The organism is Paraburkholderia sp. FW306-2-2C-D06C, from assembly GCF_058781505.1.
Map to the genome: position 1 here is coordinate 57,461 of NZ_JBYSWU010000015.1, position 14,488 is coordinate 71,948.

Sequence of the window (14,488 nt, forward strand, 5' to 3'; positions counted from 1 at the left end):
CTTTAGCGCTTACTCCGATCCCATGCAAGATAGTTGCGGTTAAAACCGCACGCCGGCAAAAGCGGCGTGCGTGTTGCCGGGTTTGACTTTCCAGTTCGTCAGACTGGAAACCCTTCCTTCATGCAGCTCAGGCGTCAAAGCTCAGGCGTCGAGCCAGACGTTTTCCGCGAACATGAAACCCATCAGACCCGCGAGCGGGATCGAGCCGAGGCCCTTGAGCTTCGTCGTGTAGGCATCGAGCGAGCTCTGGAACAGCGGAATGCCGACGCCGCCGCTTTCATGCACCAGCACCTGCATGTCGCCGTAGATCTTCTTGCGCTTGGCGTCGTCCGGTTCGCCGCGGGCCGCGACCAGCATCTGATCGAACTTCGGGCTCTTCCAGTTCGCTTCGTTCCACGGCGCGTCGGACTTGAAGAACTGGGTGAAGATCACGTCGGCGCTCGGACGTGCGTTGATATTGCCGAAACCCAGCGGATGCTTCATCCAGTGGTTCGACCAGTAGCCGTCGGACGGCACGCGCGACACCTGCAGATTCAGACCGGCTTGCGGCGCCACCTGCTGCAGGAACATCGCCATTTCAACCGATCCTTCCGCCGCCGGCGACGCGAAGATCTGGATCGGCGTGCTGCCGATCTTGGCCTTCTGGAAATGGAACTTCGCCTTGTCCGGATCGAAAGTGCGCTGCGGCAAACCGGCCAGGTAGTACTTGTTGGTCGGATCGATCGGCTGGTCGTTGCCGATCGCGCCGTAGCCCTGGAAGATCGCGCGGCGCATCTGCTCGCGATCCTGCAGGTACATCATGCCTCGACGAAAATCGTCGTTGCCGGTCATGCCGCCTTCGTCGCGGACAATCAGGTCGGTGTACTCGCCCGTCTTGGTCTCCAGCACGGCGAAACCGCCGGCGCCCTTGATCTGCGCGGTCGAACGCGGGCTCACCGCGTTGATCAGCTGCACGTCGCCCGAGAGCAATGCGTTCACGCGTGCGGATTCGTCGCCGATGCCGATCAATTCGACTTCGTCGAGGTGCGGCAGGCCCGGCTTCCAGTACTTCTCGTTCTTCACGCCGACCGTGCGCACGCCCGGCGAGAATTCCTTGACCTTGAACGGGCCGGTGCCGACCGCCGTCTTGAAGTCCTTGGTGCCGTCCTTGATGATGAGGAAATGCGAGGTGGCGAGAATCACCGGCAGATCGGCGTTCGGACCTTCGAGCGTGATCGTCACTTCGTTCGGGCCGGTGGCCTTCACTTCCTTGATCTGGTCGGCCAGCGTCTTCGCTTTCGAGGCGGTCGCCGGATCCTTGTGCCGCATGATCGAATACACCACGTCGGCGGGCGTGAGCGACTTGCCGTCGTGGAACTGCACGCCGCTGCGCAGCTTGGCGACCCACACCGTCGCGTCGCTGGTTTCCAGCGATTGCGCGAGCGCCATCTTGGCGCCGAGATGCGAATCGAGTTCGGTCAGACCGTTGTAGAACATGTTGCAACGGACGTAGTCGGTGCCGAGCGCGCCCTTCGCGGGATCGACCGTATCGGCTGCGGACGCGGACTGCGTCGCCACCCGGATCTTGCCGCCCTGCTTCGGCTTGGCCTGCGCAAACGCGGCGCCGCTCGCGGTGAGCAGGCCGGCGCCTGTCATCGACATCATGCCGGCGGCGGCCATTGCACGCAGCACGTCGCGCCGCGCGGCGCCTTTGGCCGTCAACTGCTCCAACCCGGTGTCGAGTTGGACAGCGCCATGTTGCGAGTTTTCCTTATTCATCGAACGATTCTCCGCGAGGGTTGGCAGGGATGCTTGCGTGGTGTTGACTTACAGATAAAACAACGAGGACTCAGTAAAAAATGTCTTTGATGCGGTAATACGTCCCCACGAGCGGCAGGAACCAGGGTTTGCCGGTGTGGCCGGGAATGGCCGGCCACTCGGACGCACGCCACGGATTGCGCTCCTCGTGGCCGTCCATCACGTCGGCCATCACCTGGCCCATGTGCGTCGACATCTGCGTGCCGTGGCCGCTATAACCGATCGAGAAATAGATACCGTCGTGCTGCCCGGCATGCGGCAGCCGGTCGGCGGTCATGTCCACCAGACCGCCCCAGCAATAGTCGATGCGGGCGTTCGCCAGCATCGGGAACATCCCGGCGAGGCCTTGCTGCAGAATCCGCCCGCTCTTCGCGTCGGACGGCCGCTCGGACGCCGTGAAACGCGCCCGGCCGCCGAACAGCAGCCGTGCATCGGGCGTCACGCGAAAGTAGTTGTGCATCAGCCGCGTGGTGGTGTACGCGCGCCGGTTCGGGAACACCTGCGCCAGCAGTTCCGGCGGCAGCGGTTCCGTCACGACGATGAACGAACCGACCGGTGCGAGACGCCGCCGGTACCAGCCGAACGGACCATGCCGCGACGGTCCGGTGGCGATCAGCACCTGCTTCGCGCGCACTTCGCCGCGCGCCGAGGTGACGCGGTAGCCGCCACCGTCCTTCACGATCGCGGAGACCGCGGCGTTCTCGTAGAGCTTCGCGCCGAGGCGCACGGCGGCATCGGCGAGACCGACCGTGAACTTGCCCATGTGCATCTGCCCGCCATGCCGCTGCAGCAATCCGCCATGGAAGCTGTCCGACTGGATTTCGCTGCGAATCCGCTCACGGCCGATCAGTTCGATATCCGTATCGACTTCGCGCCGGATCAGCTCCGCGGTCTTCTCCAGATGCGCCAGGTGGTGCGGCTTCGACGCCAGTTTCAGCTTGCCGGTGGCCGCATAATTGCAATCGATGTTTTCTTCGCGAATCAGACGCTCGACGGTGTCGACCGCATCCGCATACGCCCGATAACAGGCGCTCGCCCGCTCCACGCCGAGTTGCGCGACCAGCGCGACGAAGTCCTGCGCGACGCCGGTATTGACCTGCCCGCCGTTGCGCCCGGACGCGCCGCCGCCGATGCGCCCGGCGTCGAGCACCGTCACCGAGGCGCCGCGCCGCCCGAGCGCCTGAGCCGCCGACAGCCCTGTGAAGCCGCCGCCGATCACGACCACATCGGCCTGGCTGTCGACCGGACCTTCACACGCCGAGAGCAGCGGCGGCGCGGTATCGAGCCAATAGGAGTCGAGCTTCATCCGGTCTGTCCTTGGGTTGGGCAATGAGCGAGGCGGTGAATGGGCAAACGGCTTGTGCAAACGGCTTCCGGGCAACGCGTGCAAACCGCGCGCAAACCGCGTGCGAACAACGCGCACAAACCGCGCTTACAGGCCGAGTTCCGACGCGAGATGCGGAATGTCGTTGACCTCGTAATACTGATAGTACGGGGTCGACGGCTCGTGGCCGCGTTTGACGAAGGCCTTGTGCCTGATACCCAGATCGTGCGCGGTCATCAGGTCGTAGCGCAGGCTCGACGACACGTGCAGCACGTCTTCCGGATTGCAGTTCAACTGGTCGAACATGTATTCGAAGCCTTGCATGCGCGGCTTGTACGACTGCGCCTGCTCGGCCGTGAAGACCGCGTGAAACGGCGCGCCGAGCTTGTCGACGTTGCTCTGGATCTGGTTGTTCGACGCGTTCGACAGGATCACCAGCTTGTACTTCTTCGCCAGCCGCGACAGGCCTTCCGGCACGTCCGGATGCGGACCCCAGGTCGGCACCGTCGTGTAGATCTTCTCGGCTTCCACTTCATCGAACTCGACATTCATGCGCTTGCAGGCACGGCGCAACGCGTTGACCACTACGTCGCGATACGGCTTCCATGCGCCGAGCACTTCGTCGCGGCGATAGCCCGCATAGAACGCGACGAGTTTCTCGAGGTCTTCGCCCTGCAGCACGTTGCCGAACATTTCGCGGGTCATGTCGGCCATGCGGAATTTCGTGAGCGTGCCATAGCAATCGAAGGTGATGTATTTCGGTTCGAATTCGATCATGGTGTCAGTCCTTATCGTTGGGATGAACTCGCGGCGAGTTCAGTGGCGAAAACAGCAACTATCTTGCATGGGATCGGAGTAAGTGCCAAAGCGCCAACTCCGATCGACAGCGTTGCATGGGACCGCAGTAAGCGCTAAAGCGCTAACTGCGGTCGACAGGGAAAGCTCATTCCTGTAAAAGATTTAATCAGCGCAAAAACATAGATGTTCCTGATTCGGGCGCCGCCGGTGACACAAAACGTTCGTTTTGAGGCCGTCGCACAGCAGAGTCTGCGGCGACCGGGCGGAAAGCCCCGCCGATACTGGCCCGCTGGTCTGCTCGGGGCCGCGCTCAGAGCAGGCTTCAGGGCCGCAGATCGATCAGCACGCTCTTGAACCGCAGATTCGCCTCATAGGCCTGGCGGCCGAGATCCTTGCCGATGCCCGAGCGCTTGTAACCGCCCGTGGGGATCATGAAGTCGGAGGTGCGGCCGTAGCGGTTGACCCACACCGTGCCGGCTTCGAGGCCGCGCACGAAGCGCAGCGCGCGGCCAAGGTCGGCTGTATGCACGCCCGCAGCGAGCCCGTACTCGGGATGCTGGGCGAGCGCGAGCGCTTCTTCTTCAGTGTCGAAGGTTTGCAGCGTCAGCACCGGGCCGAACACTTCCTCGCGCACGGCCTCGGAGTGGGCCGTGACGTCCGTGAGCAGCGTCGGCGTGTAGAACGCGCCTGCAAACGCACCCGCCGCACCCGCCGCACCAGCGCCGCCGTCGGCCCGCACGCCGCCAAAGCGCAGCGTCGCGCCCGCTTCCAGGGTGCGCCCGACAATGCCTTCAATGCGCGCCGCCTGCTGCGCGGAAATGATCGGCGAGAGCGTGGTGCCGGTGGACCACGTCGCGCCAGGCTTCAGTTCGGCGAAGATCTTGCCGATGCGCTCGGCCAGCGGTTCCGCGAGGCTTCGCTCGACCAGCAGCCGCGAGCCCGCCACGCAGACCTGTCCGGCGTTGCCGGTGATCGCGCCGGCGATGCGGCGCGCCACGTCATCGAGCCGCGGGGCGTCGGCGAACACGATCTGCGGACTCTTGCCGCCCAGCTCGAGCGTGACCGGCTTCGTGCCGCTGCCGGCGCAGGCCGCCATGATCGCGGCGCCCGTGCGCGTGGAGCCGGTGAAGGTGACCTTGCTGACCTTCGGATGACGCACCAGCTCGTCGCCGGTGACGCGTCCGTCGCCCTGCACCACGTTGAAGATGCCGGCCGGCACGCCTGCCTTCACCGCCAGTTCGGCAAGCCGCAGAGCCGAAAACGGCGTCATCTCGGACGGCTTGAGCACGACGGCGTTGCCCGCCGCCAGCGCGGGCGCGATCTTCCATGACGCCATCACGAGCGGAAAATTCCACGGTGCGATCGCGCCGATCACGCCGTACGGTTCGGCGATCGTCATGCCGAGGTGATCGTGATCGGTCGCGGCCACGTCGCCGCCCAGCTTGTCGGCGAACTCCGCGTAGAAGCGGATGCCTTCGGCGGTGAACGGCACGTCCCAGCCGATCGCCTGAGCGATCGGGCGGGTCGAGCCGAGCGCTTCCAGACGGCCCAGGGTCATCGCATCGGCTTCGACCAGATCGGCGAAACGGCGCAGGATCTTCGCGCGTTCGCGCGGCGCCATCCGCGCCCAGCCGCTGCTCCTGAACGCCTGCCACGCATTCTCCACCGCGCGATCCACCATCGCCGCGCCGGCGAGCGGCACGGAGGCGTAGATCACGCCGTCCGAGGGGCGCGCCACCTCGATACGGCGCTCGCCGCTGCGCACGCCGCTGCGCCCGCCTGCGTCGACACCTTCGTCGACATACTGGCCGCCGATGAAGTGCCCGCTGCGAACCGCGACGTCGTCCGGATTGAAACTGTCCATGAGAAAGTTTTCCTGAGTGGCTTGCTGATGGCCTCGGGCAGTGCGCCTGAACGGCGCCGCCGGCATGACGAAATCGTAGGGCCACGCGCGCGGCATATGTCGCCGACAAAAATCTCCGTTCAGCAGATCACGCTTGTTATGGACGCCCAGACCAGGCGTTTTGCGTCGAACTTCGCCGCGGGGCTTGCGAACGGCCGTGATAAAAAGATCGTCCTAGTCACGCTGCGCGCCGGATGACAAAGTGACGGCGTAAGTCTTCAGCCATTCAGGGAGTACGGCGTGTCCGAACCGATTACCTACAGACGCTTCACCAACGACGATATCGCCGCCGCGCACGCGCTGACGGTCGAGTTGAAATGGCCGCATCGCGCGGACGACTGGAGATTCGTCGCGCAGCTCGGCATCGGTTTCGTCGCGGAAGACTCTAACGGCGTGATCGGCACGTCGCTGTGCTGGAAGTTCGGCGCGGACCGGGCCTCGCTCGGCATGGTGATCGTGTCGCCCGCGCAGCAAGGGCGCGGCATCGGCAAAAAGCTGATGGAGCGGGTGCTGGAGGAACTCGACGGCCGGGTCACGTTCCTGCACGCGACCGCCGCGGGTCAGCCGCTGTATGAGAAGCTGGGCTTTCGCGCAGTCGGCACGCTCGATCAGCATCAGGGCGCGGCGTTCCAGCCGCCCCTCGTTTCTCTGCCGCCGGGCGAGCGTCTGCGCCCGCTCGGTTCGAGCGACACGGCGCGGCTCGTGGAACTGGCGTCGCAGGCGAGCGGCCTCGACCGCGGCGAAGTGTTGCCCGCGCTGTTGAGCTGCGCCGACGGCATCGCGCTCGACCGCGACGGCGAACTGGTCGGCTTCGCCCTGTTTCGCCGCTTCGGGCGGGGGTTTGCGATCGGACCGGTGGTCGCTCCCGGGTCGGCGGACTCGAGCCGCGCCAAGGCGCTGATCAGCCACTGGCTCGCGCTCAACGAAGGCGTATTCGTGCGGATCGACACGCCGGGCGAGAGCGGTCTGACTGAATGGCTGGAACAGCTGGGGCTGCCGCGCGTGGATACGGTCGTGAAAATGGTCCGCCATCCGGCGCCGGACGGCGCGGCTAATTCAACCGGTGCAGCCAACGCAGCCAACGCCACCCACGCAGCCGGCGAGGACGCGCCTTATCTGCAGTTCGGCATCATCAATCAGGCGCTCTGCTGATTCACCATGGCCTTCCTCTATAAAGCCGACCCGGCGCGCGGCGCGCAATGGGCCAGGCTGTTCGCGCAAAAAGCACCCGATTTGCCGTTCCACATCTGGCCGGATCTCGGCGACCCGGCCGCGATCCGCTACCTCGCCGCCTGGCAGCCGCCCGCAGACCCCACGCGCATCTTCCCGAATCTCGAAGTTGTGTTTTCGGTCGGGGCCGGCATCGATCAGTTCGATCTGTCGGGCGTGCCGGCTCATGTGCCGGTCGTGCGGATGATCGAACCGGGGATTGTCGAAGGCATGGTGGAATACGTCACGCAGGCCGTGCTGACGATTCATCGCGATCTGTTCGACTACGGTCTTCAGCAACAGCAGCAGGTCTGGCGGGAACAGCCGGTGAAGCCGGCCGGCGAGCGCCGGATCGGCGTGCTGGGACTGGGTGTGCTCGGCACCGCGGTGCTGGAACGGCTGCGCCTGTTCGGCTTCGCCTGCTCTGGATGGAGCCGCTCGCCGCGCGAGATCGAAGGGGTCGATTGCCATGCAGGCGAAGACGCGCTCGCTGAGTTTCTCGCCCGTACCGATATTCTGATCTGCCTGCTGCCGCTGACGCCCGCCACCCGCGGCCTGCTCGACGCAAAGCTGTTCGCGAAGCTGCCGCGCGGCGCGTCGCTGATCCAGACCGGACGCGGTCCGCATCTGAATCAGCAGGATCTGCTGGCGGCGCTGGACAGCGGCCACTTGCACAACGCGGTTCTCGACGTGACCGACCCCGAGCCCTTGCCCACCGGCCATCCGCTGTGGACCCATCCGCGCGTGCGGATCACGCCGCATATCGCCAGCGCCACGCGCCCCGAAACGGCCGTCGACGTGGTGCTGGAGAATCTGCGCCGGCATCGCGCCGGTCTGCCGATGATCGGTCAGATCGACCGGACTCAAGGATATTGAAGGGACACTGAAGGGACACTGAAGGGACTTCGAGCGCGGCATGGCCGGCCCACATCCGCTTTTCAGCGTCCGCAGCAGAAAATGCTAAGCACGTGCAGCAAAACGCGTCGCGCGCGCTTTTCAGACAATTGTTTAGATGAGCGGGCACTCGTCGCAGGTCAGTAGTATGGAACGGTCAACAGCCCCTTTCCGCGACGAGAAACCACCATGCCGATTCATTCGCTCATCGAAGCCGACCGCAAGCATCTGATTCACCCGGTCATCAACTACCGCGCGCACGAGGCTCGCGGCGTCACCGTTCTCGACTCCGCCAGCGGCGCGTTTCTGCGCGACGCGGCCGGCAACGAACTGCTCGACGCGTTCTCCGGCCTGTGGTGCGTGAACGTGGGTTATGGCCAGCAGAGCATCGTCGAGGCCGCCACCGAGCAGATGAAGAAACTGCCCTACGCGACCGGCTATTTTCATTTCGGCTCGGCGCCGGCCATCGAACTGGCGGAAAAGCTGGTCGAGGCATCGCCCGCTTCGTTGCAGCACGTTTACTTCACGCTCGGCGGCTCGGATGCAGTCGACTCCGCCATCCGTTTCATCACGCATTACTTCAACGCGACGGGCCGGCCGTCGAAGAAACACATCATCGCATTGCAGCGCGGCTACCACGGCTCATCGTCGATGGGCGCGGGGCTCACCGCGTTGCCCGCGTTCCATCGGAATTTCGATCTGCCGCTGCCGACCCAGCATCATCTGCCGTCGCCGTACGCGTACCGCAACGATTTCGCCGACGACGCCGCGCTGATCGCCGCTTCGGTCGCCGCACTCGAAGCGAAGGTCGCGGAACTGGGCGCGGATCATGTCGCGGCCTTCTTCTGCGAACCGATTCAGGGCTCGGGCGGCGTGATCGTGCCGCCGGTCGGCTGGCTGAAAGCGATGCGCGATGCCTGCCGCAAGCTCGGCATCCTGTTCGTCGCCGACGAAGTCATCACCGGTTTCGGCCGCACCGGTCCGCTGTTCGCGTGCCAGGCCGAACACGTCGAACCGGATCTGATGACGGTGGCGAAAGGACTGACCGCCGGCTATGCGCCGATGGGCGCGGTGTTGATGTCTGACGAAATCTACCAGGGCATCGCCGACGGCGACGCCGAAGCAATCGTCGGTCACGGCCACACGTACTCCGCGCATCCGGTCAGCGCGGCGATCGGCCTCGAGGTGATGCGCCTGTATCACGAGGGCGGCCTGCTCGCTAACGGCGTGGCGCGCACCCCGCGTTTCGCCCGCGGCCTGGATGCGCTGCTCGCGCATCCGCTGGTCGGCGACTCGCGTCACCGCGGCCTGCTTGGCGCGCTCGAACTGGTTGCGGATAAGGACAGCAAAGCGGGCTTCGCTCCTGCGTTGAAACTGTCCGACCGGATCGCCGCCGCCGCGTATGAAAACCGCCTGATCTTCCGCGCGTTTGGCGACAATATTCTCGGCTTTGCACCGGCGCTGTCGTACACCGAGGCGGAGTTCGATCTGATGTTCGAGCGACTCGAAAAAACCCTCGACGACGTACTCGCGCAAGCCGATGTCCGGGCCGCGCTCAGGGACAAAAGCCATGCCGCTGCGTGCTAGAGTAGAGGGCCCTTCGACCCATTCATCCATCGCCGGAGCGATAACGTTACGATGAGCAGCGACTGCAAGCTGGACCGGATTGACCTGCGCATACTTTCACAGTTGCAGAAGAAAGGCCGCATAACCAACGTCGAGCTTGCCGACGCGGTCGGCCTTTCGCCCAGTCCTTGCCTGATTCGGGTCAAGCGTCTGGAGAAGGCCGGCTACATCATCGGCTACGGTGCGCAGATCCAGCTCGAAAAGCTCGGCGACGTGCAGATCGTGTTTACCGAAGTGACGCTTGCCGATCATCGGCGGGAAGACTTCATCAAGTTCGTCAACGCGATCCGCGACGTCGACGAGATCGTCGAGTGTCATCTGGCGAGCGGCGGCTACGACTATCTGCTGAAGTTCGTCACGCGCAGCGTGAGCCACTATCAGAGCATCATCGAAGGCTTGCTGGAGCGCGATATCGGCATCGAAAAGTACTTCAGCTATGTGATCATCAAGTCGCCGTTCGTGAAGAGTCACTACCCGCTCGAAACGCTGTTCTCGCAGAACCACAACTAGCGCACTCATTCTGATCTTGAACGCCCGCGCTCATTGCATGAGGACCGTGGGCGTCATACGCACCATTCAGCCGCGTTCTCAGCGGCGCTATTCCCGATCTTCCGCCACCGCTAGCCGTGTCAAAGGCAACGTGATCGCGGCGTCGATCACATCGAAATAGTCGGCATACGGGTCACGGGTCGCAGCCAGGAGACCGCCGAGCCCGTAGTGGAAATCCGCCGCAACGATTGGCCTGAACCCCGACGCAGTGTGGGCTCTCGCCGTGCACGCGTTCAGATCATCCGCGGCGCCGTCGAAAACGCTGCCATTGTCGCGAGTGAAAGCATCGATGCTGTCCAGGCGCAAACCATGGCGGATCGCAGGACAACAGATCGATGCGGCGGCCAGCACGAGTATGAGGATGCGCATAAATGAAACCGGTTCAGCAGCGCTCAGGCGCGCCGCAGACGCACGCGGTCCGCAGGCGTGCTGGAGTCGTCCGTCAGGGTGTGACGCCGGCCGTTGCGGTGCATACGCACGCGCTCCCTGATCTCCGCCGCGGTAGCGGCGCCTCGCACAGCAATACAAGAGTACTCGCCATTGCGATCGATCCACTCGACGATCCGGCAGCACTCGCCCCATGGTTGGATGAGCGGCGCAGAAACGCGGCAGCCGCGTATCTTCACCGCGTCCGTAACCCGTGGCGTGCTAACACCGCTTTCAGCTTCGCCGCGAGTTCTGGCAGCGGTGACTGTGTTTCGGCCGGGCCGGAAACCGCGTGACACGGCACGGTTCACAGGTGAGGAGACTTGCATGGGAATGCTCCACTGATGGAACTGACCACAGGACATGGCCTCTTTGTCAGGCCACCGTAAAACTGCCACGCCATCGTATCCAGACATCGCGCAGACACGACGAAGAAAGGAAGGAGAAGTTATGGAGATTCGCCGGCAAGTGCGGATCGACGCAGCATTCATCTAGAATCCGGCCATGCAAAGCGAAACTATCCGCACTCGTCCGAGCCGCCCTTTCAGGACCATGCTCTCTCACGCGCGGCAACGGCGAATGAAGGTGCGCTTTGGCATTACCTGGAAAATGTTCCTCGCGGTATTGGTCGCCTGCCTGGCCATTTCCGTCACGATGGGCTACGCCGTGCGCGTGAGCTTCGAAAACGGTTTCCTGCACTATGTGCGAGAGCGCAACTCCGGGCGCATCAAAGCCGTCATGGCGAAAGTGACGGCGGAATACGCCGCTCACGGCAACTGGAATTTCCTGCGGGAGCACCCCGATGCATGGCTCGCGCTGCTGGACGGCGCCGCACACGACGCCCTGCGCGAAGAACTCGCCGCAGCGCAGTTGGGCAAGCTGCCGGGCTGGAGAACTTTCCCCGGCAGCGGAAGCGTTCAGCAACTGCTCGGGCCGCTCTCCGGCCCGTCTGAAGGACCGCACTGGGGCATGCGCCTGCCGCCGGCTCCGCCGCCGTCCAATCCGGGCATCATGATGGAGCGTGACCGTGTGTCCGCGAGCGGTGTCGCGGGCGGCGAGAATAACTATGAACGCCCTCCCCCTCTCCCTCCGTCCCCGTCGCATGACGGCACGAGCCGTGGCACGCCGCCCGAGGGTCCGCCCGTCACACTCTACGATGCCAGCCGCGAACTCGTGGCGAGCAGCGGCCAGCCTGCGCCGCCCGGCAGCCCGATGCGACCCGTCGTCTATAACGGCAAGCTCGTGGGCTGGCTCGCCGCGAACGGGCCCGATACCCTTTCGGACGCAGCCGACATCGCATTCCAGGCGCAGCAGGCGCGCGCGACCTGGGAAATCGCAGGCGTTGCTGTCGTGCTCGCGGCGCTAGTTGCGCTGGTGCTTGCGCGCATCGTTCTCGCGCCGGTCAGGCGCCTGATGAACGCGACCCACCGCCTTGCTGGCGGAGACTACACGACACGGGTGCCGGCCGGCAGACGCGACGAGCTTGGCAGGCTGGCGTGCGACTTCAACGTATTGGCCGATTCGCTTCAGAAAGCCGAGCGCTCCCGGCGCGATTTCATTGCCGATATTTCACATGAGTTGCGCACGCCGCTCGCGGTGCTGCGCGGCGAGCTGGAAGCCATAGAAGACGGTGTGCATGTATTCGACCGCGATTCGCTCACTTCACTGCAAACCGAAGTGAACATGCTCAACAAGCTCATAGAGGATTTATACGAGCTGTCCCTGAGCGATGTCGGCGCACTCAGCTATCGCAAAACGCCAACCCAGGTCGGGCAGCTGGCGCGGGCTTCGATCGAGGCCATGCGGGAGTCGTTCAAGGCAAAACGAATTGCGCTCGACCTGAGCTGCATGCCGGAAATCGCCAGCACAACGTTCGCGGTCGACTCCGCACGTTTCGTTCAATTACTGAAAAACCTGCTGCAAAATTCGTTGCGTTATACCGATCCGGACGGCCACGTACGCGTGTCGCTTTCGCAGAGCGCCGGCGGTTGGCAACTTGACGTGCAGGACTCGCTGCCCGGTGTGCCCGAGGCCGCGCTCGACAATCTGTTCGACCGCTTCTATCGCGTGGACGAATCACGCAGCCGGCAGAGCGGCGGCGCGGGTCTGGGCCTCTCGCTGTGCCGCGCTATTGTGACGGCGCACGGCGGCACGATCGACGCCAAAGCCTCGCCTCTGGGCGGCGTCTGGATCACTGCCCGCTTTCCACCGGAAGGAGGCTGACATCATGACCGAAGGGCGCGCTTCGCACATCCTGATCGTCGAGGATGAACCCAAACTCGCCGCCGTACTCGAAGCTTATCTGCACCTCGACGGCTTCAGCACCACGACCCTCGACGACGGCCATAACGTGATGCCATTCATCCGCTCGACGCCGCCGGCGCTGATGCTGCTCGATCTCATGCTGCCCGGGCGCAGCGGCATGGACATCTGCCGCGAGCTACGGCAATTTTCGGCGTTGCCCGTCATTATCCTGACTGCGCGCATCGACGAAATCGACCGTCTGCTGGGTCTCGAGATCGGCGCCGACGATTACGTCTGCAAGCCATTCAGCCCACGCGAAGTGGTGGCGCGCGTCAAGGCGATCCTGCGCCGTGCGATGCCTGCCGCCGTGGCTATGGACGGTTTGACCCAAGCGCCACGCGGCCTCGAAGTCGACGAGCAGTTTCATCATGCTTTGCTCGACGGCAAGGAGCTCAAGCTCACGCCTCTTGAATTGCGGCTCCTCGCGCTACTGATGAAATCGCCGGGGCGCATCTTTTCTCGCGACTATTTGCTGAGTCATCTCTACGCGGATCACCGGGTGGTCACCGACCGCACCATCGACAGCCATATCAAGAACCTGCGTCGCAAGCTGCAGGGAGCGCGGCCGGACAGCGAGCCGATCGCGTCAGTGTATGGCGTAGGTTACCGTCTGGAAATCTGACCGGGTTCAGTTGCAACCGCTATGGCGCGGCCTTTCGCCTCCAGGCCGCCTGGCCCGCCGCCGTTCGGCGTTGTTTCGGACGGCGGACTCCAATGCGCGAATTCCTCGCTCAGAAAGTCGACACACACCCGCACCTTCGCCGATTGCGCGAGCCGCGCCGGATACACCGCCCACAGGTTCGCGGGTTGGGTCACGTCGGGAAGAATCTGCTGCAACTGGCCGCTTTCAAGCAGCGGCCGCACGTCCCACATCGAGCGCAGCACGATCCCGCGGCCGGCCAACGCCCATTGCACGGCCACTTCGCCGTGATTGGTGGACAACGGCCCGGTAACCTTGATCGACACCGTCTCGCCACGCGTGGTCAGACGCCAGAGACCGAATGGATGATCGCGCTCCTTGATCGCCAGACAGGCGTGCGACGACAGGTCGGCGAGTTGCCGCGGCGTGCCGTGCCGCGCGAGGTAATCGGGCGACGCGCACAATACCCGGTGATTCGACGCGAGCCGCTTCGCTATCAGATGCGCGGCGATTTCGTCGCCGATCCGGATATCGAGGTCGAAGCCCTCGGTGCCCACGTCGACGAGGCGGTCGAACAGATCCAGCCGCACGCTCAGTTGTGGAAAGTGGTCCGAGAAACGGGCGAGTGCGGGCGCCACGAAGCGGCGGCCAAAGCCGAAACTGCTGGAGATGCGCAACTTGCCGGCCGGAATGCGGCGGGTGGTGGAGACGTCTTCCACGAGCTGCTCGACGTCGTCGAGAATTTTTTCGGCCCACGTGTAGACCCGCTCGCCCGCCTCCGTGATCGCGACTCGCCGCGTGGAACGGTGCAGCAGTTTCGTGCCGAGTGTCGTCTCGAGCACGTTGATTCTCTTGCTGACGTACGCCGCCGACACCGACAAAGCCTCGGCCGCCGCGCTGAAACTCGATTTGCGCGCCACCTCGCAAAACACGCGCAAATCGCCGAGATCGGGTGATGAGACGGCATTCATAGGCTATTTTGTTTGTACACGGATCGTGCACAGTGGCTTAACTAAAG

General features: G+C 64.1%; 13 protein-coding genes. 6 read left to right on the forward strand and 7 right to left on the reverse strand.

Annotated features, from left to right (window positions below; all coding sequences use genetic code 11):
- Positions 1-141: 141 nt before the first annotated feature.
- The 4 genes from AC3WLT_RS14065 to AC3WLT_RS14080 all read right to left on the reverse strand — a co-directional run bounded on the left by AC3WLT_RS14065 (position 142) and on the right by AC3WLT_RS14080 (position 5,783).
- On the reverse strand, positions 142-1,758 hold the full coding sequence (locus tag AC3WLT_RS14065) for an ABC transporter substrate-binding protein (RefSeq protein WP_492592321.1): 1,617 nt from the start codon (positions 1,756-1,758) through the stop codon (positions 142-144).
- 70 nt (positions 1,759-1,828) lie between these two features.
- Positions 1,829-3,103, reverse strand: a complete 1,275-nt coding sequence (locus AC3WLT_RS14070; RefSeq protein ID WP_492592322.1) for an NAD(P)/FAD-dependent oxidoreductase — start codon at positions 3,101-3,103, stop codon at positions 1,829-1,831.
- A gap of 126 nt (positions 3,104-3,229) precedes the next feature.
- Entirely contained in the window at positions 3,230-3,898 is a 669-nt protein-coding gene (locus tag AC3WLT_RS14075) for a haloacid dehalogenase type II (protein ID WP_492592323.1), read from the reverse strand.
- 343 nt (positions 3,899-4,241) lie between these two features.
- Positions 4,242-5,783: an aldehyde dehydrogenase family protein gene (locus tag AC3WLT_RS14080; protein WP_492592324.1), complete on the reverse strand. Its 1,542-nt coding sequence runs from the start codon at positions 5,781-5,783 to the stop codon at positions 4,242-4,244.
- A gap of 279 nt (positions 5,784-6,062) precedes the next feature.
- On the opposite strand from AC3WLT_RS14080, the gene AC3WLT_RS14085 reads away from it, so the two are divergent.
- From AC3WLT_RS14085 to AC3WLT_RS14100, 4 genes are all read left to right on the forward strand, one after another.
- Positions 6,063-6,974 (forward strand): GNAT family N-acetyltransferase, encoded by a 912-nt coding sequence (locus tag AC3WLT_RS14085; RefSeq protein ID WP_492592325.1) that lies wholly within the window; start codon positions 6,063-6,065, stop codon positions 6,972-6,974.
- Between the two features lie 6 nt (positions 6,975-6,980).
- Positions 6,981-7,907: a 2-hydroxyacid dehydrogenase gene (locus tag AC3WLT_RS14090; protein ID WP_492592326.1), complete on the forward strand. Its 927-nt coding sequence runs from the start codon at positions 6,981-6,983 to the stop codon at positions 7,905-7,907.
- A 207-nt stretch (positions 7,908-8,114) separates the two neighbouring features.
- Entirely contained in the window at positions 8,115-9,512 is a 1,398-nt protein-coding gene (locus AC3WLT_RS14095; RefSeq protein ID WP_492592327.1) for an aspartate aminotransferase family protein, read from the forward strand.
- A gap of 51 nt (positions 9,513-9,563) precedes the next feature.
- The gene (locus AC3WLT_RS14100) at positions 9,564-10,061 is read left to right on the forward strand and encodes an Lrp/AsnC family transcriptional regulator (protein ID WP_492592328.1); all 498 of its coding nucleotides are present in this window, start codon (positions 9,564-9,566) and stop codon (positions 10,059-10,061) included.
- A gap of 87 nt (positions 10,062-10,148) precedes the next feature.
- Here the strand turns inward: AC3WLT_RS14100 and AC3WLT_RS14105 are convergent, their stop codons facing one another.
- Complete coding sequence (locus AC3WLT_RS14105; RefSeq protein WP_492592329.1) at positions 10,149-10,469, reverse strand: hypothetical protein; 321 nt, start codon at positions 10,467-10,469, stop codon at positions 10,149-10,151.
- Between the two features lie 23 nt (positions 10,470-10,492).
- Positions 10,493-10,726 (reverse strand): DUF2866 domain-containing protein, encoded by a 234-nt coding sequence (locus AC3WLT_RS14110; protein WP_492592392.1) that lies wholly within the window; start codon positions 10,724-10,726, stop codon positions 10,493-10,495.
- 379 nt (positions 10,727-11,105) lie between these two features.
- Between AC3WLT_RS14110 and AC3WLT_RS14115 the strand changes: the two genes are divergently transcribed.
- Positions 11,106-12,749, forward strand: a complete 1,644-nt coding sequence (locus AC3WLT_RS14115) for an ATP-binding protein (protein ID WP_492592330.1) — start codon at positions 11,106-11,108, stop codon at positions 12,747-12,749.
- 4 nt (positions 12,750-12,753) lie between these two features.
- Entirely contained in the window at positions 12,754-13,452 is a 699-nt protein-coding gene (locus AC3WLT_RS14120; protein WP_492592331.1) for a response regulator, read from the forward strand.
- Here AC3WLT_RS14120 and AC3WLT_RS14125 read toward each other — a convergent pair.
- The gene (locus AC3WLT_RS14125) at positions 13,434-14,441 is read right to left on the reverse strand and encodes a LysR substrate-binding domain-containing protein (protein ID WP_492592332.1); all 1,008 of its coding nucleotides are present in this window, start codon (positions 14,439-14,441) and stop codon (positions 13,434-13,436) included. The two genes, AC3WLT_RS14120 and AC3WLT_RS14125, sit on opposite strands and share 19 nt — an antisense overlap.
- Positions 14,442-14,488 lie beyond the last annotated feature (47 nt).